Genomic DNA, 23,866 nt, shown 5'->3' on the forward strand with positions numbered 1-23,866 from the left:
GCGGCTTGGCCTCAGCCGATCGTCTGGCCGGTCTTTGCCCAGTCGGCGAGGAACTGTTCCAGGCCCTTGTCGGTCAGCGGATGCTTGACCAGCGCCTTCAGCGTCGCCGGCGGCGCGGTGACGACGTCGGCGCCGATCAGGGCTGCCTGCTTGACATGGTTCACGGTGCGCGCCGAGGCAACGAGGATCTCGGTCTGGAAATCGTAATTGTCGTAGATCTGCCGGATTTCCTGGATCAGCTCCATGCCGTCGAGGCCGATGTCGTCAAGGCGGCCGACGAAGGGCGAGATGAACGAGGCGCCGGCCTTGGCCGCCAGCAGCGCCTGGTTGGCCGAGAAGCAGAGCGTGACGTTGACCAGGCGGTTCATCTCGGTGCGGATGGTCTTGCAGGCCTTCAGGCCGTCCAGCGTCAGCGGCACCTTGATGCAGACATTGTCGGCGATCTTGGCCAGAACCTTGGCCTGCTGCATCATCTCGGAATATTCGGTGGCGGTGACCTCGGCCGAGACCGGGCCCTTGACGATGTCGCAGATCTGCTTGGTGACGTCGGCGATCTTGCCGCCGGATTTCAGGATCAGCGAGGGATTGGTGGTGACGCCGTCGAGCAGCCCCAGATCGTTCAGCTCACGAATGTCCTTGATATCGGCGGTGTCGACAAAAAATTTCATGGGGGGTCTCCTGAAGATTCTCATGTGCATGCCATGCACATTCGGGGTTGCCCTTTGATCTAGACCAAAGTCGGGGCAAGGTCACGCCTCATGATCGAAGATTCGCCCTTTGTCGCAGCCGCACCGGTGCTGGTGCCGATGCCTGCCGAACGCCCCTACACCTATGCCGTGCCTGCCGGCATGCGGGTGGTGCCGGGCTCGATCGTGCGCGTCCCGCTCGGTCCGCGCCAGGTTGCCGGCATCGTCTGGGATGGCGCGGTCGAAAAGGTCGACGCGAAAAAACTGCGACCGATCGAGCAGGTCTTCGACTGCCCGCCGATCGATCGTGCGATGCGCCAGTTCGTCGACTGGATCGCGCAATACACGCTGTCGCCGCCCGGCATGGTGGCGCGCATGCTGCTCAGGGCGCCGGAAGCGTTTGACCCGGAACCGTGGATCGAGGGCTTGCTGCGCACCGTGACCGACCCCGACCGGATGACGGCTGCGAGAGTGCGGGTGCTTGAGACAGCGGAAGGCGGGCTCGCCTGGACACGCTCCGGGCTGGCGCATGCGGCTGGCGTGTCGTCGACCGTCATCGACGGGTTGAAGGCGCAAGGCGTGTTCGAGACGGTGATGATCCCACCGCGACCGGTGGTCGCAGCACCCGATGCGAGTTATGCCGTGCCGGAGCTGATGCCGGACCAGGGCGATGCGGCGGCCATGCTGCGCAGCAATGTCATGGCTGGCGCCTTCGGTGTCACGCTGCTCGACGGCGTCACCGGATCGGGCAAGACGGAAGTCTATTTCGAGGCGGTGGCGGCCGCACTCGACCAGGGCAAGCAGGTGCTGATCCTGCTGCCGGAGATTGCACTGACACATGCCTTTATCGAACGCTTCCAGCAACGCTTCGGCGCCAAGCCGGCGGAATGGCATTCGGACCTGCCGCCAAAAATGCGTGAACGGGTCTGGCGGCAAGTGGCGGAAGGCGGCGTGCGCGTCGTCGCCGGCGCCCGCTCGGCGCTGTTCCTGCCGTTCAGGGAACTCGGGCTGATCGTCGTCGACGAGGAGCATGACCCTGCCTACAAGCAGGAAGACCGCGTCTTCTACAATGCGCGCGACATGGCGGTGGTGCGTGGCCATATTGGCGGCTTCCCGGTGGTGCTGGCTTCGGCGACACCGTCGGTGGAAAGCCGGGTCAACGCGCTGCAAGGCCGCTACAGCAGGGCAGTGCTTTCGGCACGTTTTGCCGAGGCAGCACTTCCCGACCTGAAGACGATCGACATGCGCCGGGCGCCACCGGCGCGCGGCGGTTTCCTGTCGCCGGTGCTGATCGACCATATGCGCCGCACGCTGGAGAAACAGGAGCAGTCGCTGCTGTTTCTCAACCGGCGCGGCTATGCGCCGCTGACGCTATGCAGGGTTTGCGGCCATCGTTTCGGCTGTCCGGTCTGCTCGGCCTGGCTGGTCGAGCACCGGTTTCGCGGCCAGCTCGTCTGCCACCATTGCGGGCACAACGAACGCCGTCCCGAGGCCTGTCCGGAATGCGGCACGCTCGATCATCTCGTCGCTTGCGGCCCGGGCGTCGAGCGTATCGCCGAAGAGGTCGTCACGCATTTTCCCGACGCTCGCACCATCGTGCTGTCGTCAGACCTGATGGGCGGCGTGCGGCGGCTGAGGCTGGAGCTGGAAGCCATCGCCGATGGCGAGGCCGACATCGTCATCGGCACCCAGCTGGTCGCCAAGGGCCACAACTTTCCCAACATGACGCTGGTCGGCGTCGTCGATGCCGATCTCGGCCTCGCCAATGGCGATCCGCGCGCCGCCGAGCGCACTTTTCAACTGCTCAGCCAGGTGACCGGTCGCGCCGGCCGCACCGGCAAGAAAAGCCTTGGCCTGCTGCAAACATTTCAGCCTGAGCATCCGGTGATGCGGGCGATCGTCTCCGGCGACGCCGATGCCTTTTACGAGCGCGAGATCGCCGAGCGGGAGCGGGCGGCGCTGCCGCCTTTCGGCCGGCTCGCCGGCGTCATCGTCAGCGCCGCGTCGCGGGCGGAAGCGGAGGGCCATGCGCGCGGCCTGCGGCGTGCTGCGCCCCAGGCCACCGACCTGTTCGTACTCGGCCCGGCCGAGGCGCCGCTGTCCTTGCTCGGCGGCCGCCATCGCTTTCGCCTGCTGATCCAGGGCGAGCGTCGCGCCGACATGCAAGGCTTCATCCGCACCATGCTGGCCGAGGGGCCGAAACAGCGCGGCTCGGTGCGGGTGCAGGTCGACATCGACCCGCAGAGCTTTTTGTGAGATCGACGATGCAAATCGGATCGGAGCAGCGAACGTCATGAAAACCCTTGGCCTGATCGGCGGCATGAGCTGGGAATCGACGGCTATCTATTATCGCCTGCTCAACGAGATCGTGCGCGAGCGTCTGGGCGGGCTGCATTCGGCAAGGCTTTTGCTGTGGTCGTTCGATTTCGCCGAGATTGCCGAGAGGCAGCATGAAGGGGACTGGCAAGGCGCCGGCGTGCTGTTGATCGAAGCGGCGCGCAAGCTCGAGACTGCTGGCGCCGAAGGGCTGCTGATCTGCACCAACACCATGCACAAACTGGCCGACGCCGTGCAGGCGGCCGTGTCGATCCCGATCATCCATATCGCCGATGCCACGGCCGTTGCGATCAAGGACGCCGGCGTCAGCCGGCCGGCGCTGCTGGCGACGCGCTTCACCATGGAACAGGACTTCTACAAGGGTAGGCTCATCGACAAGTATGGGCTGCAGCCCGTGGTGCCGGATCAGGCCGGGCGGGACATGGTTCACCGCGTCATTTACGAGGAGCTCTGCCAGGGCATCGTCACAACAGAGTCGAAGGCGGCATACGTCGATGAAGTCACCCGCATGCGGCGCGACGAAAAGATCGACGGCGTCATCATGGGTTGCACCGAGATCACCATGCTGATCGGCCAGCCGGATTTCGACATTCCGGTCTTCGATACCACACGCATCCATGCCGAGGCGGCGGTCGAATTCGCGCTGGGATAACCCGATCTAAAATCGCAATACCCATCTGGTGCATGTCTCCCGGTCGGCTAGAATGCTCAAAATTTTCAAGACAAGCATTTTCGAGGGGACAAGATGGAATTTGCATTTCCGTGGCCGACGAGCCAGGGCGAGTGGCTGGCATGGTCGAGCGCCGTCGTCACGCTCGCCTTCGGCCTGCTGCTGTTTCTGGCGCCCAGAATTGGCTTCAGGATTCTTCGGCTGCAGCCCAAGCCCGAAAAACTCGCCGCCATCGCCGAAGGGCGCGGCCGCATGTCGGGCTTCTATCTCGGTGTCAGCCTGTGCTGCCTCCTGCTGGCGCAGCCGCTGCTCTATATGGCGCTCGGCTTTTCCTGGCTGTTCACCGCCTTCGGCCGTTTGCTGTCGATGATGTCTGACGGCGCCAACACGCCTTTCAACTGGGTTTCCATCGTCGTGGAACTGGTGCTGGCCGGGCTGCCGCTTGCCTTTGCCTTCGGCTTTTTGCCTTGAATCCAACGGCTTCGGTTGAACTCAGCCGCCAGATGCGACAATAGTGCCTGAAAAGCATGCGGAACGACGCATTGCGGTCTTAAAATGCCTGTGCTAGACGGCAATCGACTTTCGGCCGGGGATAGCGGAAGCCGCGCCTCCGTGCTTGAAAAAATGTAGTAAGGTCAAAGATTTAGCCAGAGTTTTTGCTCGCGCCAACAATCTGCGGCCTGTCAGACAAGAGAAAAGACGGTCCGTGGCCCAATCGTCATCGCCAATCTCAGGTGTCGCAGAACGCTATGCGGGTTCGCTGTTCGAGCTCGCGCTGCAGGCAAATTCGATCGCCAAGGTCGAGGCCGACCTCAACAGTTTCCAAGCGATGCTGGACGGCAGTGCCGATCTTTCCCGCCTGATCAAAAGCCCGGTGTTCTCCAGCGAGGACCAGGCCAAGGCGATCGCGGCGATCGCCGACAAGGCCAAGATCACCGGCCTCACCGGCAATTTCCTGCGCGTCGTCGCCCGCAACCGCCGGCTGTTCGCCATTCCCGGCATGATCAAGGCGTTCCGTCAGATTGCCGCCGAACATCGTGGCGAGACTGCCGCCGAAGTGACCTCGGCGCATGAGCTGACGGCGGCCCAGCAGACTGAACTGAAGGCGGCGCTGAAAAGCGTTGCCGGCAAGGACGTGGCCATTTCCGTCACCGTCGACCCGTCGCTGCTTGGCGGGCTGGTGGTCAAGATGGGCTCGCGCCAGATCGATACGTCACTCAAAACCAAACTCAATTCGCTCAAGCTTGCACTGAAAGAGGTCGGCTGATGGACATCCGCGCCGCGGAAATTTCCGCAATTCTGAAAGACCAGATCAAGAATTTCGGCAAGGAGGCCGAGGTCTCCGAAGTCGGCCAGGTGCTGTCCGTCGGTGACGGTATCGCCCGCGTCTACGGCCTCGACAATGTCCAGGCCGGCGAGATGGTCGAGTTCCCCGGCGGCATTCGCGGCATGGCGCTCAACCTCGAAGCCGACAATGTCGGCGTCGTCATCTTCGGCGCCGACCGCGACATCAAGGAAGGCGACATCGTCAAGCGCACCGGCGCCATCGTCGACACGCCTGTCGGCATGGGCCTGCTCGGCCGCGTCGTCGACGCGCTCGGCAACCCGATCGACGGCAAGGGCCCGATCAAGGCGACCGAGCGCAAGCGCGTCGACGTCAAGGCCCCCGGCATCATCCCGCGCAAGTCGGTGAACGAGCCGATGTCGACCGGCCTCAAGGCCATCGATGCGCTGATCCCGGTCGGCCGCGGCCAGCGCGAGCTGGTCATCGGTGACCGTCAGACCGGCAAGACCGCGATCATCCTCGACACGATGCTCAACCAGAAATCGGTGCACGACAACGGCCCGGAGAAGGAAAAGCTCTACTGCGTCTACGTCGCCATCGGCCAGAAGCGCTCGACCGTCGCGCAGTTCGTCAAGGTTCTCGAAGAACGCGGCGCGCTCGAATATTCGATCATCGTCGCTGCCACCGCTTCCGATCCGGCGCCGATGCAGTTCCTGGCGCCATTCACCGCCTGCACCATGGGCGAATATTTCCGCGACAACGGCATGCACGCGCTGATCAGCTATGACGATCTGTCGAAGCAGGCCGTCGCCTATCGCCAGATGTCGCTCTTGCTGCGCCGCCCGCCGGGCCGCGAAGCCTATCCGGGCGACGTGTTCTACCTGCATTCGCGCCTTCTCGAGCGCGCCGCCAAGCTCAATGACGACAATGGCGGCGGTTCGCTGACCGCGCTGCCGATCATCGAGACGCAGGCCAACGACGTCTCGGCCTACATCCCGACCAACGTCATCTCGATCACCGACGGCCAGATCTTCCTGGAAACCAATCTGTTCTTCCAGGGCGTTCGCCCGGCCGTCAACGTCGGCCTGTCGGTGTCGCGCGTCGGTTCGTCGGCGCAGATCAAGGCGATGAAGCAGGTCGCTGGCTCGATCAAAGGCGAGCTCGCGCAGTACCGCGAAATGGCTGCTTTCGCGCAGTTCGGTTCCGATCTCGACGCCGCTACGCAGCGCCTGCTCAATCGCGGCGCGCGCCTGACCGAGCTTTTGAAGCAGCCGCAGTTCTCGCCGCTCAAGGTCGAGGAGCAGGTCACGGTGATCTTCGCCGGCGTCAACGGCTATCTCGACAAGCTGGCGATCAACCAGGTCGGCAAGTTCGAGCAGGGCCTGCTGTCGCATATGCGTGCGGCCGGCAAGGACGTGCTCGACGCCATCCGCAAGGAGAAGGCGCTGTCGGACGATCTGCGCGCCAAGCTGAAGGCGGAAATCGACGCCTTCGCCAAGACCTTTGCTTGAACGAAGCCGATTGGGTTGGATCAGGTTTGAAGCATGCCTTCATTAAAAGACCTTCGTAACCGTATCGCCTCGGTCAAGGCGACGCAGAAGATCACCAAGGCGATGCAGATGGTCGCCGCGGCGAAGCTGCGTCGCGCGCAGGAAGCGGCGGAAGCGGCGCGCCCCTATTCGGAGCGGATGGGCGCGGTGCTGGCCAACATCACCCAGGCGATCGGCGGCGGCGGCGATGCCCCGGCACTGATGACCGGCACCGGCAAGGATGACGTGCATCTGCTGGTCGTCTGCACCGCCGAGCGCGGCCTGTGCGGCGGCTTCAATTCGCAGATTGCCCGCCTCGCCCGCGACCACATCCGCAAGCTCTTGGCCGACGGCAAGCAGGTCAAGATCATCTGCGTGGGCAAGAAGGGCTTTGATATTTTGCGTCGCGACTACGCGTCGCTGGTGCTCGACCGTGTCGACCTGCGCGAGGTCAAGACACTCGGCTTCGTCAATGCCGATGCGATTGCCAGAAAGATCATCCACCTGTTCAATGAGGGTGGCTTCGACGTCTGCACGCTGTTCTATTCGCAGTTCAAGTCGGTGATCAGCCAGATTCCGACCACGCAGCAGATCATTCCGGCGGGTATTGCTTCCGCTCCAGCCGCGGCCGCGGACGGTGGCAATGCCGTCTATGAATATGAGCCGGAGCCGGGCGAGATCCTCTCCGATCTCATTCCTCGCAACATCTCGGTCCAGGTTTTCCGCGCGCTGCTCGAAAACGCAGCCGGCGAAATGGGCGCCAAGATGAGCGCCATGGACAACGCGACGCGCAATGCCGGCGACATGATCAACAAACTGTCGATCACCTACAACCGCCAGCGGCAGGCGCAGATCACCAAGGAACTGATCGAAATCATTTCGGGCGCCGAGGCGCTCTAGGCGCGACCGCCAGAGGGTCATCGGCCTTCTGCTGGAGCGTGAGAAACAAAGGACGAAAAGGGTAAAGACGATGGCGAAAGCAGCGACCCCCAAGACGGCAGCCCCGAAGACCGCCGCAAAGGCGGCACCGGCGAAGGCTCCGGCAGCAGCGGCCAAGGCCGCTCCGGCCAAGAAGGCGGCCGCGCCCGCAAAGGCGGCAGCGCCGGTCAAGGCAGCCGCAGCCAAGACGCCGGCGGTTTCCGTCAAGAAGACCGGCGTGGTCGGCAAGGTTCGCCAGGTCATCGGCGCCGTTGTCGACGTGCAGTTCGGCGAGCACCTGCCGGCCATCCTGAACGCGATCGAGACGGTCAATGTCGGCAACCGCCTGGTGCTCGAAGTTGCCCAGCATCTCGGCGAAAACACCGTGCGCTGCATCGCCATGGACTCGACCGAAGGTCTGGTCCGCGGCCAGGACGTCTATGACACCGGCGCGCCGATCACCGTGCCGGTCGGCCCGGGCATGCTCGGCCGCATCATCAACGTCATCGGCGAGCCGGTCGACGAAGAAGGCCCGGTCGACGGCATCGAGATGCGCGCCATCCACCAGCCGGCGCCGTCCTATGTCGAGCAGTCGACGGAAGCGCAGATCCTGATCACCGGCATCAAGGTTCTCGACCTGCTGGCCCCATACGCCCGCGGCGGCAAGATCGGCCTGTTCGGCGGTGCCGGCGTCGGCAAGACGGTGCTGATCCAGGAACTGATCAACAACGTCGCCAAGGCGCATGGCGGCTTCTCGGTGTTCGCCGGCGTTGGCGAGCGCACCCGCGAAGGCAACGATCTCTACCACGAGTTCATCGAATCCGGCGTCAACAAGAAGGGCGGCGGCGAAGGTTCCAAGGCGGCACTGGTCTATGGCCAGATGAACGAGCCGCCGGGCGCCCGCGCCCGCGTCGGCCTGACCGGACTGACGGTCGCCGAATATTTCCGCGACCAGGGCCAGGACGTGCTGTTCTTCGTCGACAACATCTTCCGCTTCACGCAGGCTGGCTCGGAAGTGTCGGCTCTGCTCGGCCGTATTCCTTCGGCCGTGGGCTATCAGCCGACGCTCGCCACCGACATGGGCGCGCTGCAGGAACGCATCACCACGACGACCAAGGGCTCGATCACCTCGGTGCAGGCGATCTACGTGCCGGCCGACGATTTGACCGACCCGGCGCCGGCGACCTCGTTCGCCCACCTTGACGCGACGACCGTGCTCAACCGCGCGATCTCGGAAAAGGGCATCTACCCGGCCGTCGACCCGCTGGACTCGACCTCGCGCATGCTCGACCCGCTGGTCGTCGGCGACGAGCACTATGGCGTCGCGCGCCAGGTGCAGTCGATCCTGCAGCGCTACAAGTCGTTGCAGGACATCATCGCCATCCTGGGCATGGACGAGCTCAGCGAAGAGGACAAGCAGACGGTGGCTCGCGCCCGCAAGATCGAGCGCTTCCTGTCGCAGCCGTTCTTCGTCGCCGAAGTGTTCACGGGTTCGCCGGGCAAACTGGTCGACCTCGCCGACACCATCAAGGGCTTCAAGGGCCTCTGCAACGGCGACTATGATCATCTTCCGGAAGCTGCCTTCTACATGGTCGGCGGCATCGAGGAAGCGGTCGAGAAGGCACAGCGCCTGGCGGCCGAAGCGGCATAAAGAAGCGAAAAGAAGCGAATAGCGAATAGGGAGTAGCGAATAGGGCCTATGAGTCGGCGATAGTTCCTGAACTATTCGCTACTCGCTATTCCCTACTCGCTAGATTGGCATGGCTGAAGCTTTCAAATTCGAACTGGTTTCGCCGGAACGCCTGCTGGTTTCCGAGCAGGTCGAGTCCGTCGTCATTCCGGGCGCCGAAGGCGAGATGACCGTGATGGCGCATCACGCACCGGTCATGACCACGATCAAGCCGGGTGTCGTCACGCTGAAGACCGTGGCAGGCCAGGAAGAGCGCTATGTGGTGTTCGGCGGCTTTGCCGATATCGTGCCTTCCGGCTGCACGCTGCTGGCGGAATCCGCCGTGGCGGTGAAGGATGTCGATCGCACCGATCTCGCCCGCCGCATCCAGGAAGCCAAGGAAGACGCCGCCGACGCCAAGGACGACCAGACCCGCAGCAAGGCCGAGCAGTTCCTTAGCCAGCTCACCACGCTGGAAAGCGCTATTCTGCCGGCCTAGAGCATCCCTACTATCCCAAGCTGGCGCGCAGCCCTTGGGATTCATGACATGACATTGGTGGCGTAGAAGTAGCGTGTGGTAGCGATCCTTCGCGCCCCCCTCTGTCCTGCCGGACATCTCCCCCACAAGGGGGGAGATCGGCAGCTCAGGTGTCGGCGCAAACTCTGCAATGTTGGAGATTAGCGAAAGCCGCTGTGACGGCCAATCTCCCCACCTGTGGGGGAGATGTCCGGCAGGACAGAGGGGGGCGCTGTCCYGCCGGCGTTAAGGTTCTACACCCCTTACGCTCAAATGTTCCAGCGCTTGTCCCCAGCGTAACTGGGTCTAGTCTAGCCGGAGCTCAGGATTGCTTGCTCCGAATGCCGAGCGCGGCCAGTGCGAGCGCCGGGCCGCCCTGCTTGAAGTGGACGAGATGGGTGGCCACGAACTCGATCAGCGTCCGGCGCTCGACGTGGTCCTTGGCGAAGCCGGCGAGATCGAACACCGCTGTTACTGTCGCTTCCGTCGGCAGGTCGCGGCTGAAAAGCGCCGCCAGCGCGGTATCCAGCGGATCGGTGAAATGGCCCTCCGGCAAGGTCTTGCCGCGCGCGGCGCAGGCGGCGATCCAGGCGGCGATCACCAGAGTCAGATGCTCAGGCAAGGCGCCGGCTTCAAGCCGTGCGACGGCGGACGCAACAATGCGCTGCGGCAGTTTCTGGCTGCCGTCATTGGCGATCTGCGCCGTACGGTGGGCGAGCGCGGTGTTGGAAAAACGCTCGGTGAGCTGAGCCGTGTAGGCTGATGTGTCGAGCCCGGCATCCTCAGGCAGCGTTGAAATGGCTTCGGCCCACAGGGCATCGACGAACTGCCGGATCGCCGGGTCGGCGAAGGCGCGGTCGACGGTTGCGTGGCCGCTGAGCAGGCCGAGATAGGCGATGGCCGAATGCGAGCCGTTGAGCAGCCTCAGCTTCATGTCCTCGAAGGGGCCGACATCGCCGACCATGGTGACGCCGAACTTTTCCCAGGTCGGCCGTCCCGCCGGAAAGTTGTCTTCGACCACCCATTGGCAGAATGGTTCGGTCATCACCGGCCAGGCGTCCTCGACGCCAAGCTGGCCAGCGATGCGCGCCCGGTCGGCGTCGGTGGTCGCCGGTACGATGCGATCGACCATGCTCGAGGGGAAAGCCACTTCGTCGGCGACATGCCGGCCAAGGTCAGCGTCGCGCTGCGTGGCGAATTCGACCAGCAGACGGTGCAAGGTGGCACCGTTGGCCGGCAGGTTGTCGCAGCAAAGCACCGTGAACGGCGGGACACCGGCGGTGCGGCGGCGCGCCAGCGATTCGGTGAGGAAACCATGCGCCGTTTTCGGACGTTGTGGGTTCGCCAGATCGTGGACGATGTCGGGATGGGCTGTGTCGAGGTTGCCGTCGGCGGCCCTGAGATAGGCTTTTTCAGTGATCGTCAGCGTGACGATAAGCGTGCGCGGATCGGTCAGCGCGGCCAGCACCGCGCCCGGATCCTCCGGTGCCACCAACATCGACTGGATCGAGCCTATGACGCGCAGGCTCTCACTGTCGCTGCTTCTCACCGCCAGCGTGTAGAGCCCGTCCTGCGGCGCCAGCCCGTCGCGTGTGTCGGCACTGCGCAATGAGACGCCGACAATGCCCCAGCCGGTCTCCCCGGCCGCCAGGCAGTCGTCGACATAGGTCGCCTGGTGCGCACGATGAAACGCGCCGACGCCGAGATGGACGATGCCCGGTGCGACGCGGCTGCGATCGTACCGGGGGAGTGCGACTTGCTTCGGCAATGACTGGAGTGTGTTGTCGGACAGATGACCGCTTGTCATGGCATCAAAGGGGCTGACGGAGTTGAGTGCATGGATATGTTCCTGCGCGGCGGATCGCACGCGGCGTAACACCTGTTTCCTGGCTCGGCAAGGACGCCAATTCCCGGCAACAACGTTGACATCATTCCTGCTCGACCGTACCGATACCGGCCCTGGGAGGAGCCGCTTTTCGATGATCGCGCTGACCGATCCGGATCTGCTGTTCCCGGCCGAAGCGCATTTGCGTTCGCTGGCCCGTGATCTCCACGCCGGGGTGAAAGATCTGCCGATCGTCAGCCCGCACGGTCACACCGATCCGCGCTGGTATGCGCTGAACGAGCCATTCCCGGATCCGGCGCAATTGCTCATCGTACCGGATCACTACATTTTCCGCATGCTGTTCAGCCAGGGCGTTCGCCTCGAGGATCTTGGTGTGCCGACGCTGGACGGCGCGCCGGTGGAGACCGACGGTAGGGTCATCTGGCGGCGCTTTGCCGAGCACTACTACCTGTTTCGCGGCACGCCGACCCGGTTGTGGCTCGACCATGTGCTGACCCATCTGTTCGGCATCGACGAGCCGCTGAGTGCGGCAACGGCCGACCGGCATTACGACACCATCGCTGGCCTGCTGCAGCGCGATGAGTTTCGCCCCCGCGCTCTGTTCGAGCGCTTCAACATCGAGGTCATCGCGACGACCGAGGGCGCGCTCGACGATCTCAAATGGCACAAAGCGATCCGCGACGGCGGCTGGCAGGGCCGCGTCATCACCGCCTACCGGCCGGATGCGGTCGTCGATCCCGACTTCGAGGGGTTCTCGGCCAATCTCGATCGGTTTGGCGAGATCACCGGCTGCGACACCGGGAACTGGGCCGGCTATCTCGACGCGCATCGTCAGCGTCGCGCCTTCTTCAAGAGCTTTGGCGCGACCTCGTCCGACCACGGCCATCCGACGGCGGAGACCGCCAATCTTTCCGATGCCGCCGCCACCGAACTGTTCAACCGCATCCGCCGCGGCTCGGACGATGAGCGCGAGCGCAAACTGTTTCGCGCCCAGATGCTGACCGAAATGGCCAAGATGAGCCGCGACGACGGGCTGGTGCTGCAGATCCATCCCGGCTCCTGGCGCAATCATTCGCCGGCTATTTTTCAAAAATACGGCAGGGACAAGGGCTTCGATATCCCGACCCAAACCGACTATGTGACGGCGCTGAAGCCGCTGCTCGACTGCGTCGGGCTGGAGCGTGATCTCACCATCATCCTCTTCACGCTCGACGAAACAAGCTATGCGCGCGAACTGGCGCCGCTGGCCGGCGTCTATCCGGCGCTGAAGCTCGGGCCGGCCTGGTGGTTCCACGACAGTCCGGAGGGCATGCGCCGGTTCCGCGAGATGACCACCGAAACGGCGGGCTTCTACAACACCGTCGGTTTCAACGACGACACCCGCGCCTTTCCATCCATACCCGCCCGCCACGACATGGCGCGGCGGGTCGACTGTGCCTATCTCGCGCGTCTCGTTGCCGAGCACAGGCTGCGCGAGGACGAGGCACACGAACTGGCCGGGGAGCTGGCCTACACCCTTGCCAAAAGAGCCTATCGGCTATGACGACGAAGACCGATCTCTCCACCTTCAGCCTCGCTGGCAAGCGCATCCTTGTCACCGGCGCCAACACCGGCATTGGCCAGGGCATTGCCGTGTCGATCGCGCGCGCCGGCGGCGCCGTCGTCGGTGTCGGCCGCTCGGCGATGGACGATACGGCTGAGAAGATCGCCGCGGCGGACGGACAGTTCGAAGCGGTCAACTGCGATCTTGCCGACCATGCCGCCGCACAGGCGATGCTCGACAGCGTCTGGGAGGAAACCGGGCCGCTCGACGGGTTGGTCAACAATGCCGGCATCATCCGCCGCGCCGATGCGGTCGATTTCTCGGAGGCCGATTGGGATGACGTCACCGACGTCAATTTGAAGACGGTCTTTTTTCTCAGCCAGAGTTTTGCCAGGCGTGTGCTGGCCGAGCCGGGACGGTGCGGCAAGATCGTCAACATCGCCTCGGTGCTAAGCCTCCAGGGCGGCATCCGCGTTGCCTCGTACACAGCCTCGAAACATGGCGTGCTTGGCATCACCCGACTGCTCGCCTGCGAGTGGGCGGCGAAAGGCATCAATGTCAACGCCATCGCGCCGGGCTATATCGAAACCAACAACACCGAGGCGCTGCGCGCCGATCCCGATCGCAGCGCCGCCATCCTGGCGCGCATTCCGGCCGGGCGCTGGGGTGGGCCGGAAGACATCGGCGACGCCGCCGTGTTCCTGCTGGCGCCGGCGTCCAACTACATGCATGGCGCCGTGGTGCCGGTGGATGGCGGCTGGCTGGCGCGATAGGAGTGGCAATGACCGAAGCAAAGATCTTTGCGCATGCCGGCGGGGGCGCGTGGACGCCGACCCCGGACGGCAACCGCAGGCGGGTTCTGCTGCATACCGATGAGCTGATGATGGTCGAGTTCGGCTTCGACAGAGGCGGCGTCGGCGCGCTGCATTCGCACCCGCATGTCCAGGCGAGTTATGTCGCCGAAGGCCGCTTCGAGGTAACCATCGACGGCAGGAGCGAAATCCTGGCAGCGGGCGGCAGCTTCATCGTCCCGTCCAATCTGGTCCATGGCGTCAAGGCGCTGGAGGCCGGGCGTCTGGTCGACAGTTTTACCCCGCACCGCGCCGATTTCCTGGACTGATACAGTCTTCATCAATGGTTCCAAAACGAAAATGCCCGCGCCTCCGGAGAGGCGCGGGCGTGTTGCCTGGGCGCTTGTGGCGCCGCGGTACTCAAAACATCACCGCAGGGTCGGGACGGTGCCGCAAGATGGTGAAAATAGATTTAACAGGGCTGGATTAGCCCCGCTTTATCGGCCAAGCAGGACGGCAGGTCTTTGGCGAGTCGAATGCTGGCGGAACGAATCGCGCGGGCGGACTCAACCATCCGCTTCAACAGCAGGCGACAAGGTGATGCAGATATCGGCGGCGAGCGCCCCGGCGCAGGATCCCAAGCGGCGCGTCTTGAAGGATGTGTTCGGCTTCGACGACTTTCGTCCCGGCCAGGCCGATGTGATGGAGGCATTGCTGGCCAGGCGTCATGTGCTGGCCGTCATGCCGACGGGCGCCGGCAAATCGCTCTGCTACCAGGTTCCGGCGCTGGTTCTGGGCGGACTCACCATTGTCGTTTCGCCGCTGGTGGCGCTGATGCAGGACCAGGTCGCGGCATTGCGTCTTGCCGGCGTCGCCGCCGACACGATCAACTCCTCGATCGAGCGCGATGCCAATATCGCGGCATGGCGCCGTGTTGCGGCGGGCCAAACACGCCTGCTCTATCTCGCACCGGAGCGGCTGATGACCGCGCGCATGCTCGAGGCGCTGGCCAGGCTCGATGTCCGGCTGATCGCCGTCGACGAGGCGCATTGCATCTCGCAATGGGGGCCGGCGTTCCGACGCGAATATGAAGAACTATCGCGGCTGCGTGATATTTTCCCCGATGTGCCGATCATTGCGCTGACGGCGACGGCCGACGAAGCCACGCGCACCGACATCGAAACGCAATTGTTTGCCGGGCGCGTCGAAACCGTAGTGCTGGGTTTCGACCGGCCGAACATCAAGCTTGGCATCGAGGCCAAGCAGGACAGCAAGCGCCAGTTGCTGAGCTTCGTCCAGCGTCATGAAGGCCGCAGCGGCATCGTCTATTGCCTGTCGCGCAAGAAGACGGAGGAGATGGCGGCGTTCCTCGACAAAAACGGCGTCACCGCCTTGGCCTATCATGCCGGCATGAGCAAGGAGGCGCGGGATGCCAATCAAAACGCTTTCATGACCTTGTCCGGCGTCGTCATGGTGGCGACCATCGCCTTCGGCATGGGCATCGACAAGCCGGATGTCGCCTATGTCTTCCACACCGATCTGCCGGGCAGCCTGGAGGCCTACTATCAGGAAATCGGCCGTGCCGGCCGCGACGGGCGGGCGGCCGAGGCGCATATGCTGTTCGGTCTCGGCGACATCCGCATGCGCCGGCTTTTCATCGACGACGAGGACGCGCCGGTGGAGCACAAAAGGCGTGCCCATGGCCGGCTCAACACACTGATCGGCTATTGCGAGACGGCCGAGTGCCGCCGCCAGATCCTGCTTGGCTATTTCGGCGAAGAAGCAACGCCTTGCGGCAATTGCGACACCTGCCTCGACCAGGCGCCGCGCGCCGATGGCGGGGCGGAGGCGCGGATCATCCTCGCTGGGATCGCCCAGACCGGCGAACGCTTCGGCGCTGGTCATGTCGTCGACATTCTGCTCGGCCATGACACCGAAAAGGTGCTGGCCAGGGGGCACCAAAGGCTGGCCAGCTTCGGGACCGGATTGGCGCACAAGAAGGATTTCTGGCTGTCGCTGATCCGCCAGCTTGTCGCGAACGGTTTCCTGGTACCGGATCCGGGCGGCCATGGTGGCCTTGCCATCGCGGAAAAGGGCCATGCGCTTGGCCGCGGCGAGGTGGCGTTCCAGTATCGCGTCGAGATGCGCACGCGCGCCGCACGCGGCAAGGCCCGCGCCGGCCAGAGCCCCCAGGGCGAAAATGTGGATGCGTCGCTGCTCGCCGCGCTCAAGACGCTGCGGCTGCGTCTGGCGAAGGAACGCCAGGTGCCGGCCTATGTGGTCTTCTCCGATCGCACGCTGATCGACATGGCCGAGCGCCGTCCGCATGATCTCGACGCCTTCGCCGAGGTCAATGGCGTCGGCGCGGCAAAGCTCAAGGAGTTCGGCGCAATTTTCGTCAGGGCGATTGCCGCGCACCTATCCGGCGGATCTGTCTGAACGCCCTGTCAGGCAAGCCGGCGTCTGAGCCCGGAAAATCGGTCCTCAGGATGGTTTGAACCTGCGGCGGCAACCATACAGCCATCGCCGTACCCCGACTACACAGGTGACCAGGAGCGCAGGAACCGCGACTGGAAGCCGACTTTCGATAGCGACAAGAGAGAGCGCTAAAACTCGAGCGGGCCGAGACCCACACATGGCGCTTTCCCTGTGAAATCCATCTTCTTTTGTGTTAATTTAGTTATCTCTAAAGTTGAAGGGGAGATTGAACTATGTCTACTTCACGTCGTGCATTGCTTTCCATCCTCGGTGCAAGTGTCGTCCACGTCGCCTTTAGTGGCATCGCGTCTGCCAAAGGAGGCGGTGGAGGCGGCAGGGGCGGTAAGGGCGGCAAGGATGGCGCGATGGGCATCGGACCAGGGCTGGTACCGGCCAGCACCACCAACTCAATGCAGGTAAGAAGTTTCAAGCTTTTCGAAAGCAAACGATGCCGTCGTGACTACGCACGGCTTTGCCCGGGGAAGCCGATGGGCAAATGCGATCTTGAAGGCAAGATCGAGCAGCTGTCGTCCGCCTGCAGAGCTTTCGTTGAAAATCATCGGTAAGAAGCCCAGAGGGACGAGCGAATAGCCGACTGTCCGCGGCCCGCCGTTGCCGGCGAGACGCTACGATCGCTCGATAACTTTTCGCTTCGCCAGGTCGGGCGGTGTTCGCCAAAGGCGGTATCGTCCGCCCGCTCGACGCCTGGCAAATCATACAGGCCTAGGCAAGCCTGGGGGCGTCGGGAAATTCTCCGTGAAGGGACTCTGGCGGAGAGGGAGGGATTCGAACCCCCGATGGGCTTGCACCCATGCCGCATTTCGAGTGCGGTGCATTCGACCACTCTGCCACCTCTCCGCGGTCATGGTCGGCCGTTGCCGGCGCGGCGCACTAGATAACGGCTGCACCGGCAGGTTACAAGGCCCAATCTGCCTGTTATCCGGCTTCTTCGGCACAGCACCGTTTCTGCCGGGTGCGAATGTCCGGCGTCACGCCGTTTAGGGGCGCCTTACGGGACGCGAATGCCCTGCAGCGGAAAACCTTCGGGGCCGGGGCGCTTGTCCTGGCCGTTTGCCTTGACTTCACCGCAACCTTCGGTTAGGGACAGCGCGCAATCGGCGTGGAGGGTTCTTCCGCGCCGCTTGTTTTTTGAACCCGCAGACTGACAAAAAGACGGCCGAACCGCCAACGCGGCTCATCAAGGCCGACCGAACAGCGAAAGGCAAAAAATGTTCGCAGTCATTAAAACGGGCGGTAAGCAGTATCGCGTTGCCGCCAACGATCTCCTGAAGATCGAAAAACTCGAAGCCCAGGTCGGCGATATCGTCGAAATCGGCAACGTGCTCGCTCATGGCGAGGGCGACAATGTCACGTTCGGTGCGCCGTTTGTCGATGGCGCGATGGTCACCGCCGAAGTTGTCGAACAGGGCAAGAACCGCACCGTCATCGCTTTCAAGAAGCGCCGCCGGCAGAATTCGCGCCGCAAGATCGGCCATCGTCAGCTTTTGACCACCGTGCGGATCGCCGAGATCCTGCTGGCTGGCGCCAAGCCGACGAAGACGGCAGCAGTCAAAGCTCCGAAGAAGGAAGCCAAGGCTGAGGTCGCCCCCGAGGCGAAGGCCGAGGCCGCGCCGAAGGAGGCCAAGGCCAAGAAGGAAGCCAAGGCAGAGGCTGCTCCGAAGGCAGAGGCCAAGGCCGCTGAAGCCGCCGCCGCGCCGCTGTTCAAGGCGCCGAAGGGCGAGCCGGACGATTTGACCGTGATCAAGGGCATCGGCCCGGTCGCCGCCAAGGACCTTGCCGAGCAGGGCATCATCACCTTCGCGCAGCTTGCCAAGCTGTCGGACAAGGATGTCGCCAAGATCGACGAGCATATGCCGTTCAGCGCCGAGCAGATCAGCGACTGGCGCGAGCAGGCCAAGGAACTGGCGAAGAAGTGAAACGAACCGGCGACCAGGTCGCCGGATCGGACTTGAAACGGAACGCGAACGCGTTCATAAGACCATTCAAGCGCCCTCGAGGGCGCATCGGAGTTAGTTAGATGGCACACAAGAAAGCTGGCGGCTCGTCGCGCAACGGTCGCGATTCGCATTCCAAGCGCCTGGGCGTGAAGAAGTTCGGCGGCGAAGCCGTGATTCCGGGCAACATCATCATTCGTCAGCGCGGCACCACGTGGCATCCCGGCGTCAATGTCGGCATGGGCACGGATCACACCCTTTTTGCGCTCGAAACCGGCGCAGTCACCTTCAACAAAAAAGCCAACGGCCGAACCTACGTATCGGTCAATCCGATCGCCAAAGCCGCGGAGTAGCCGGTTCCGTACGAGAACACCGGCACCCATCTCGGGAACCGGTGTCTGGCCAAGCCAGGAAATGGATCAGGGGAGATGGGTTTCCATCTCCCCTTTTTCTTGTGCCTGGAGGACTGACATGGTTGCCGAAGCGGAAGACACGGAAGACGAAAGTTACGCGATAGACTGCCCGGTGCTGGCCACCGAGCGGCTGGTGATGCGTGCACCGCGTGAAAGCGATATCGGCCAACTGGCCGCACTCGCCGACAACCGTCATGTCGCCGAAATGCTGGCCCGCATGCCGCACCCCTATGGCGAGGCGGAGGCGCGCGCCTTTCTTGCCATGACGGCGTCGCGCCGGGCGGGGATCGCCTTTGCGCTGACGCTGGCGGGAACCGACACCTTCGTCGGCTGCGCCGGTCTCAACACGACCGATCGCGGACTGGAACTCGGCTACTGGATCGGCGAACCCTTCTGGAAGCGCGGCTATGCGACCGAGGCCGCGCACGCGCTGGTCGACCTCGCCTTCCAGAGGACGACGATCCAGGTGCTGCATGCCTCGACGCGGGTCATCAATCCGGCCTCGCGGCGGGTCATCCACAAATGCGGCTTCCAGTATGCCGGCCAGGGCATGCTGAACTCGATCGTCGCCGGCCAGGTGCCGGTCGAGCGCTATCGCCTCGATCGCAAGACCTGGACCAGCCTCAGGAATTGGGTCCACTTCTGATGTATGCGGATCACGCCGGTCAGGCTGTCTCGAGCCAGACCGGCAGATGGTCGGAACCGACCGCTTGCCGGTCGACCCATAGGCTCTTCAGCGATTTGGCGAGCGAGGCCGAGGTAAAGACATAGTCGATGCGCTTGTGGCGGTTGACATCGTCGGGCCGCTTCGGATCGACCCAGGTGACGAGATCGGGCGTATCGAGACGCTGGGCGGCGTCGACGGCGAGATCGGCGGTCAGCGGCATGCCGAACTCATGATCCGGGCGGCCGGCGAGTTCGACATATTCGGGCGATCCGGGCAGCATGTTGAAGTCGCCGAGCACGATGAAGGCTTCGGGATAGGGCAGATCCGGCAGCCCGATCTCGGGAATGCCGGAGAGACCGCCGCCCTCGAGCGCATAGTTCAACAGGCGCTGGCGCAGGAAACGGATCTGGCTGGTGCGTTCGACGGGACTGCGATGGTCGAGATGAGTGGAGTAGAAACGGATGAAACCGAGCGGCGTCTCGATCAGCGCCTCCAGCGCCCCGCGCTGGAAGTTCATCGCCTCGAAACTGCGGCTGCGCGGCAAAAGCAGGTTGCGCGACAGATGAATGGGAGTTTTCGACAGCACCATGTTGCCGAGTTGGAAGGTGGTCGTCAGCGCCCGGCCGTTTTCGACGCGCGAGCCGACATTGACCTCGAAATTGCTGCCATAGGCGGCGAAATATTCAGGCAGCGCCTCGCCGATCTCGGCCACCATGTCACGATTGCCGTTCCTGGGGTTGTTGCGGGTGACCTCCTGCAGCGCAATCACGTCGGCGCCGCGCACGGCGTCGGTGATCCGACCGACGTCGTATTGCCCATCGAGACCGATGCCATACTGGATGTTGTAGGTTACAACCCGCATTCCACATCTCCCCGGCCCGGGCAAATTGCAACAGCGCCGCAAAAAATCGCGCGGCGCCGTCGTCGCAAAACGGCCTCGCCCTTCGCCCCACCTTGGTTTAGAGCAGTGCCGAGGGTTAGAGCAATGCCGCAAGGCCAATAGAGAAACTACGAAATCCGATGAAATTTCTCGATCAAGCCAAAGTTTACATCCGCTCCGGCGACGGCGGCGCCGGTTCGGTGTCGTTCCGGCGCGAAAAATTCATCGAGTTCGGCGGGCCGGATGGCGGCGATGGCGGCCGTGGCGGCGATGTCTGGCTGGAGGCCGTCAACGGCCTGAACACGCTGATCGACTATCGCTACCAGCAGCATTTCAAGGCCAAGACCGGCATTCACGGCATGGGCCGCAACATGACCGGTGCCAAAGGCGCCGACGTGACCCTGAAAGTGCCGGCGGGAACCCAGGTGTTTGCCGAGGATAATGAGACGCTGATCTGCGACCTGACCGTGGTCGGCCAGCGTTATCTGCTGGCCAAGGGCGGCAATGGCGGTTTTGGCAACCAGCATTTCAAGACTTCGACCAATCAGGCGCCGCGCCGCGCCAATCCCGGCCTGCCGGGCGAAGAGCTCAACATCTGGCTGAGACTCAAGCTGATCGCCGATGCCGGCTTGGTCGGCCTGCCCAATGCCGGCAAGTCGACCTTCCTGGCGGCGGTTACGGCTGCCAAGCCGAAGATCGCCGACTATCCCTTCACCACACTGCATCCCGGCCTCGGCGTCGCGCGCATCGACGCGCGCGAGTTCGTCATTGCCGACATTCCCGGCCTGATCGAAGGCGCGCATGAAGGCGTCGGCATCGGCGACCGATTTCTGGGCCATGTCGAGCGCACGCGTGTGCTGCTGCACCTTGTTTCGGCGCAGGAGGAAAATCCGGGCAAGGCCTATAAGACCGTGCGCGCCGAACTCGATGCCTATGGCAACGGGCTAATCGAAAAGGTCGAGATCGTCGCCCTTTCCCAGGTCGACATTCTCGATGCCGCCGAACGCAAGAAGAAGGTCGCGGCGCTGAAGCGCGCTGCCGGACGCGCGCCGATGCTGCTGTCAGCCGTCACCGGCGAAGGCGTCGAGGCGGTGCTGCGCGCGCTGATGGCGGTGGTGGGCGAAGCCCGCGCCGCCACTGCGGTCCCGGTCGAGACGCGCTGGGATCGCTAGCATGGCCGCGCAGTCGCTGAAAAAATACCGGCGCATCACCGTCAAGATCGGCTCGGCGCTGCTCGTCGACCGCACGAGCGGCCTGAAGCGCGACTGGCTGGCGTCGCTGGCCGACGACATTGCCGTGCTGGCTGAAGGCGGCGCCGAAATCCTCGTCGTGTCCTCCGGCGCCATTGCGCTTGGCCGCACGATTCTCGGCCTCGGCAAGCGTGCACTGAAACTGGAGGAGAGCCAGGCGGCCGCTGCCGTCGGGCAGATCGCGCTGGCCGGTGCCTGGTCGGATGCGCTGGGCAAGGGCGGCCTGAAGTCGGGCCAGATCCTGCTGACGCTCGGCGACACCGAAGAGCGCCGCCGCTATCTCAATGCCCGCGCGACCATCTCGACGCTGCTCAAGATGAAGGCGGTGCCCGTCATCAACGAGAACGACACCGTGGCGACCTCCGAAATCCGTTATGGCGACAATGACCGGCTGGCGGCGCGGGTGGCGACGATGATGGGCGCCGACCTGCTGGTCCTGCTCTCCGACATTGACGGGCTCTACACGGCACCGCCGGCGCGCGATCCCGACGCGAAGTTCATTCCGATGGTCGACCGCATTACGCCCGATATCGAGGCGATGGCGGGGGCGGCTGCGTCCGAACTGTCGCGCGGCGGCATGCGCACAAAACTCGACGCCGGCAAGATCGCCACCGCCGCCGGCACCGCCATGATCATCACCGCCGGGACGCGGTTGTCGCCGCTGATGGCGATCGAGCGCGGCGAGCGCGCCACCTTCTTCCGGCCGAGCGCCAATCCGGTCAAGGGTTACAAGACCTGGATCGCCGGCCAGCTCGAACCGGCGGGACGGCTGACAGTCGATGCCGGCGCCATCGGCGCGCTTTTGTCGGGCAAGTCGCTGCTGCCGGCCGGCGTCAAACTGGTCAGCGGCAATTTTTCGCGCGGCGATACTGTGGCGATCCTGTCGCCGGAAGGCCGCGAGATCGCGCGCGGGCTGGTTGCCTATGATGCCGCCGATGCCGTAAGGATCGCTGGCCTGAAGACTGCCGAAATTGAAACGGTTCTTGGTTACGAAGCGCGTTCGGCGATGATCCACCGCGATGACCTTGTGGTGAGCCATGCCGGTAACCAAGTAGGGGCCGGTGACCAAGTATTGGCCGGTGACCAGAGCGGAGGATGAGCCATGCTGAAGCTGCATGAAAAATCCCGGGATGATACTGCCGCACTGATGGCCGATATTGGCCGCCGTGCCCGCACTGCTGCCCGACCGCTGGCCATCGCTACCACAGGTGCCAAGAACGCCGCGCTCCTCGCCATGGCCGACGCGATTGTCGTCCGCGAGCAGGACATTCTCGACGCCAACGCCATCGATGTCTCGAACGGCCACGAGTCGGGCTTGTCCCCCTCCTTCATGGACCGGCTGAAGCTCGATCCGGCGCGCATCCGCGCCATGGCCGACGGCATCCGTGAAATCGCCGAACTCAAGGATCCGGTCGGCGACGTCATCGCCGCATGGGACCGGCCGAACGGCCTGCATATCGAACGCGTGCGCACGCCGCTTGGCGTCGTCGGCGTCATCTATGAGAGCCGGCCGAATGTGACGGCGGATGCCGGCGCTCTCTGCCTCAAGGCCGGTAATCCGGTGATCCTGCGCGGCGGCTCGGATTCGCTCAATTCGTCAGCCGCCATCCATGCCTGCCTGGTCGAAGGGCTGAAGGCCGCCGGGCTGCCGGAAGACGCCATCCAGCTGGTGCCGACCACCGATCGCGCCGCCGTCGGCGAGATGCTGAAAGGTCTTGACGGCGCACTCGACGTCATCATTCCGCGCGGCGGCAAAAGCCTGGTCGAGCGCGTGCAGACCGAGGCCCGGGTGCCGGTCTTTGCCCATCTCGAAGGCATCTGCCACCTCTACATCGACCGCTCGGCCAAGCTCGACATGGCAGTTCAGATCGCGGTCAACGCCAAGATGCGGCGCACCGGCGTGTGCGGTGCTGCCGAGACTTTGCTGGTCGACCGGGCCGTTGCCTCGACGCATCTGGTGCCGATCCTCGACGCGCTGCGTGCGGCCGGCTGTGAGATCCATGCCGATCTCGAAGTGATGAAGCTGTTCTTCGACGCCAAGCCGGCGATCGATGCCGACTGGGTGACCGAATATCTCGATGCCATCATCGCGGTAAAACTGGTCGACGGCGTTGCCGGGGCGATCGAGCACATCGAGACGTTCTCCTCGCATCACACCGAGGCGATCGTTGCCGAAGATGCCAGGGCGGTCGAAAAATTCTTCAACGAAATCGATTCGGCAATCCTGTTGCACAACGCCTCGACGCAGTTCGCCGATGGCGGCGAGTTCGGCATGGGCGCCGAGATCGGCATCGCCACCGGCAAGATGCATGCGCGTGGGCCGGTCGGCGTCGAGCAGCTGACCTCGTTCAAATACCGCGTGCGCGGGTCCGGCCAGATACGGCCTTGAGCGATCTTTCGAAGTCCTGGCCGGGCGTCGGGTATCGGCATCT

General features: G+C 63.9%; 22 protein-coding genes and 1 tRNA gene. 19 read left to right on the top strand and 4 right to left on the bottom strand.

The window, feature by feature from the left end; translation table 11 throughout:
- Positions 1-11 precede the first annotated feature (11 nt).
- Positions 12-668 (bottom strand): fructose-6-phosphate aldolase, encoded by a 657-nt coding sequence (gene fsa / locus AC1DXN_RS13610; RefSeq protein ID WP_477270538.1) that lies wholly within the window; start codon positions 666-668, stop codon positions 12-14.
- 90 nt (positions 669-758) lie between these two features.
- Here fsa and AC1DXN_RS13615 point away from each other — a divergent pair, with 90 nt between their 5' ends.
- The 8 genes from AC1DXN_RS13615 (at position 759) to AC1DXN_RS13650 (ending at position 9,593) form a co-directional block, all read left to right on the top strand.
- Positions 759-2,942 carry a primosomal protein N' gene (locus AC1DXN_RS13615; protein ID WP_477270540.1) on the top strand — a complete coding sequence of 728 codons (2,184 nt, stop codon included), beginning with the start codon at positions 759-761 and terminating at the stop codon, positions 2,940-2,942.
- Between the two features lie 37 nt (positions 2,943-2,979).
- The gene (locus AC1DXN_RS13620; protein ID WP_477270542.1) at positions 2,980-3,675 is read left to right on the top strand and encodes an aspartate/glutamate racemase family protein; all 696 of its coding nucleotides are present in this window, start codon (positions 2,980-2,982) and stop codon (positions 3,673-3,675) included.
- Positions 3,676-3,768: 93 nt separating this feature from the next.
- Positions 3,769-4,164, top strand: a complete 396-nt coding sequence (locus AC1DXN_RS13625) for an AGROH133_08824 family phage infection protein (RefSeq protein ID WP_477270544.1) — start codon at positions 3,769-3,771, stop codon at positions 4,162-4,164.
- Between the two features lie 235 nt (positions 4,165-4,399).
- The gene (locus AC1DXN_RS13630; protein ID WP_477270546.1) at positions 4,400-4,960 is read left to right on the top strand and encodes a F0F1 ATP synthase subunit delta; all 561 of its coding nucleotides are present in this window, start codon (positions 4,400-4,402) and stop codon (positions 4,958-4,960) included.
- The gene (gene atpA / locus AC1DXN_RS13635) at positions 4,960-6,489 is read left to right on the top strand and encodes a F0F1 ATP synthase subunit alpha (RefSeq protein WP_477245967.1); all 1,530 of its coding nucleotides are present in this window, start codon (positions 4,960-4,962) and stop codon (positions 6,487-6,489) included. The genes AC1DXN_RS13630 and atpA overlap by 1 nt, the downstream gene beginning before the upstream one ends.
- Before the next feature lie 33 nt (positions 6,490-6,522).
- On the top strand, positions 6,523-7,407 hold the full coding sequence (locus AC1DXN_RS13640; RefSeq protein ID WP_477245969.1) for a F0F1 ATP synthase subunit gamma: 885 nt from the start codon (positions 6,523-6,525) through the stop codon (positions 7,405-7,407).
- A 70-nt stretch (positions 7,408-7,477) separates the two neighbouring features.
- Complete coding sequence (atpD, locus tag AC1DXN_RS13645; protein ID WP_477270548.1) at positions 7,478-9,076, top strand: F0F1 ATP synthase subunit beta; 1,599 nt, start codon at positions 7,478-7,480, stop codon at positions 9,074-9,076.
- Between the two features lie 109 nt (positions 9,077-9,185).
- Positions 9,186-9,593: a F0F1 ATP synthase subunit epsilon gene (locus AC1DXN_RS13650; RefSeq protein ID WP_477245973.1), complete on the top strand. Its 408-nt coding sequence runs from the start codon at positions 9,186-9,188 to the stop codon at positions 9,591-9,593.
- Between the two features lie 340 nt (positions 9,594-9,933).
- On the opposite strand, the gene AC1DXN_RS13655 is transcribed toward AC1DXN_RS13650, so the two are convergent.
- Entirely contained in the window at positions 9,934-11,418 is a 1,485-nt protein-coding gene (locus tag AC1DXN_RS13655; RefSeq protein WP_477271462.1) for a mannitol dehydrogenase family protein, read from the bottom strand.
- 172 nt (positions 11,419-11,590) lie between these two features.
- Here AC1DXN_RS13655 and uxaC point away from each other — a divergent pair, with 172 nt between their 5' ends.
- The 5 genes from uxaC (at position 11,591) to AC1DXN_RS13680 (ending at position 16,835) form a co-directional block, all read left to right on the top strand.
- Entirely contained in the window at positions 11,591-13,000 is a 1,410-nt protein-coding gene (gene uxaC, locus AC1DXN_RS13660; protein ID WP_477271464.1) for a glucuronate isomerase, read from the top strand.
- Positions 12,997-13,773, top strand: coding sequence for a 2-dehydro-3-deoxy-D-gluconate 5-dehydrogenase KduD (gene kduD / locus AC1DXN_RS13665; RefSeq protein WP_477270550.1), 777 nt, complete (start codon positions 12,997-12,999; stop codon positions 13,771-13,773). Before uxaC ends, kduD begins: the two co-directional genes overlap by 4 nt.
- Before the next feature lie 8 nt (positions 13,774-13,781).
- Positions 13,782-14,120: a cupin domain-containing protein gene (locus tag AC1DXN_RS13670; protein WP_477270552.1), complete on the top strand. Its 339-nt coding sequence runs from the start codon at positions 13,782-13,784 to the stop codon at positions 14,118-14,120.
- 271 nt (positions 14,121-14,391) lie between these two features.
- Entirely contained in the window at positions 14,392-16,230 is a 1,839-nt protein-coding gene (gene recQ, locus AC1DXN_RS13675; RefSeq protein WP_477270554.1) for a DNA helicase RecQ, read from the top strand.
- Between the two features lie 272 nt (positions 16,231-16,502).
- Positions 16,503-16,835 carry a hypothetical protein gene (locus AC1DXN_RS13680; RefSeq protein ID WP_477270556.1) on the top strand — a complete coding sequence of 111 codons (333 nt, stop codon included), beginning with the start codon at positions 16,503-16,505 and terminating at the stop codon, positions 16,833-16,835.
- Positions 16,836-17,037: 202 nt separating this feature from the next.
- Here AC1DXN_RS13680 and AC1DXN_RS13685 read toward each other — a convergent pair.
- Positions 17,038-17,127, bottom strand: a tRNA-Ser gene (locus AC1DXN_RS13685).
- A gap of 371 nt (positions 17,128-17,498) precedes the next feature.
- Between AC1DXN_RS13685 and AC1DXN_RS13690 the strand changes: the two genes are divergently transcribed.
- The 3 genes from AC1DXN_RS13690 to AC1DXN_RS13700 all read left to right on the top strand — a co-directional run bounded on the left by AC1DXN_RS13690 (position 17,499) and on the right by AC1DXN_RS13700 (position 19,283).
- Positions 17,499-18,206, top strand: coding sequence for a 50S ribosomal protein L21 (locus tag AC1DXN_RS13690; protein ID WP_477270558.1), 708 nt, complete (start codon positions 17,499-17,501; stop codon positions 18,204-18,206).
- Between the two features lie 101 nt (positions 18,207-18,307).
- Positions 18,308-18,577, top strand: a complete 270-nt coding sequence (rpmA, locus tag AC1DXN_RS13695) for a 50S ribosomal protein L27 (RefSeq protein ID WP_013529063.1) — start codon at positions 18,308-18,310, stop codon at positions 18,575-18,577.
- Between the two features lie 118 nt (positions 18,578-18,695).
- Entirely contained in the window at positions 18,696-19,283 is a 588-nt protein-coding gene (locus tag AC1DXN_RS13700; RefSeq protein ID WP_477270560.1) for a GNAT family N-acetyltransferase, read from the top strand.
- Positions 19,284-19,302: 19 nt separating this feature from the next.
- Here the strand turns inward: AC1DXN_RS13700 and AC1DXN_RS13705 are convergent, their stop codons facing one another.
- Positions 19,303-20,166: an endonuclease/exonuclease/phosphatase family protein gene (locus AC1DXN_RS13705; protein WP_477270562.1), complete on the bottom strand. Its 864-nt coding sequence runs from the start codon at positions 20,164-20,166 to the stop codon at positions 19,303-19,305.
- Positions 20,167-20,324: 158 nt separating this feature from the next.
- Between AC1DXN_RS13705 and obgE the strand changes: the two genes are divergently transcribed.
- The 3 genes from obgE to AC1DXN_RS13720 are packed head-to-tail and all read left to right on the top strand — an operon-like array spanning position 20,325 to position 23,823.
- Positions 20,325-21,356, top strand: a complete 1,032-nt coding sequence (gene obgE / locus AC1DXN_RS13710) for a GTPase ObgE (RefSeq protein WP_477270564.1) — start codon at positions 20,325-20,327, stop codon at positions 21,354-21,356.
- Between the two features lies 1 nt (position 21,357).
- On the top strand, positions 21,358-22,533 hold the full coding sequence (gene proB, locus AC1DXN_RS13715; protein ID WP_477270566.1) for a glutamate 5-kinase: 1,176 nt from the start codon (positions 21,358-21,360) through the stop codon (positions 22,531-22,533).
- Positions 22,534-22,536: 3 nt separating this feature from the next.
- Complete coding sequence (locus AC1DXN_RS13720) at positions 22,537-23,823, top strand: glutamate-5-semialdehyde dehydrogenase (protein WP_477270568.1); 1,287 nt, start codon at positions 22,537-22,539, stop codon at positions 23,821-23,823.
- The last annotated feature ends 43 nt before the right edge of the window (positions 23,824-23,866 follow it).

This window comes from Mesorhizobium sp. P2_H9 (assembly GCF_056403215.1).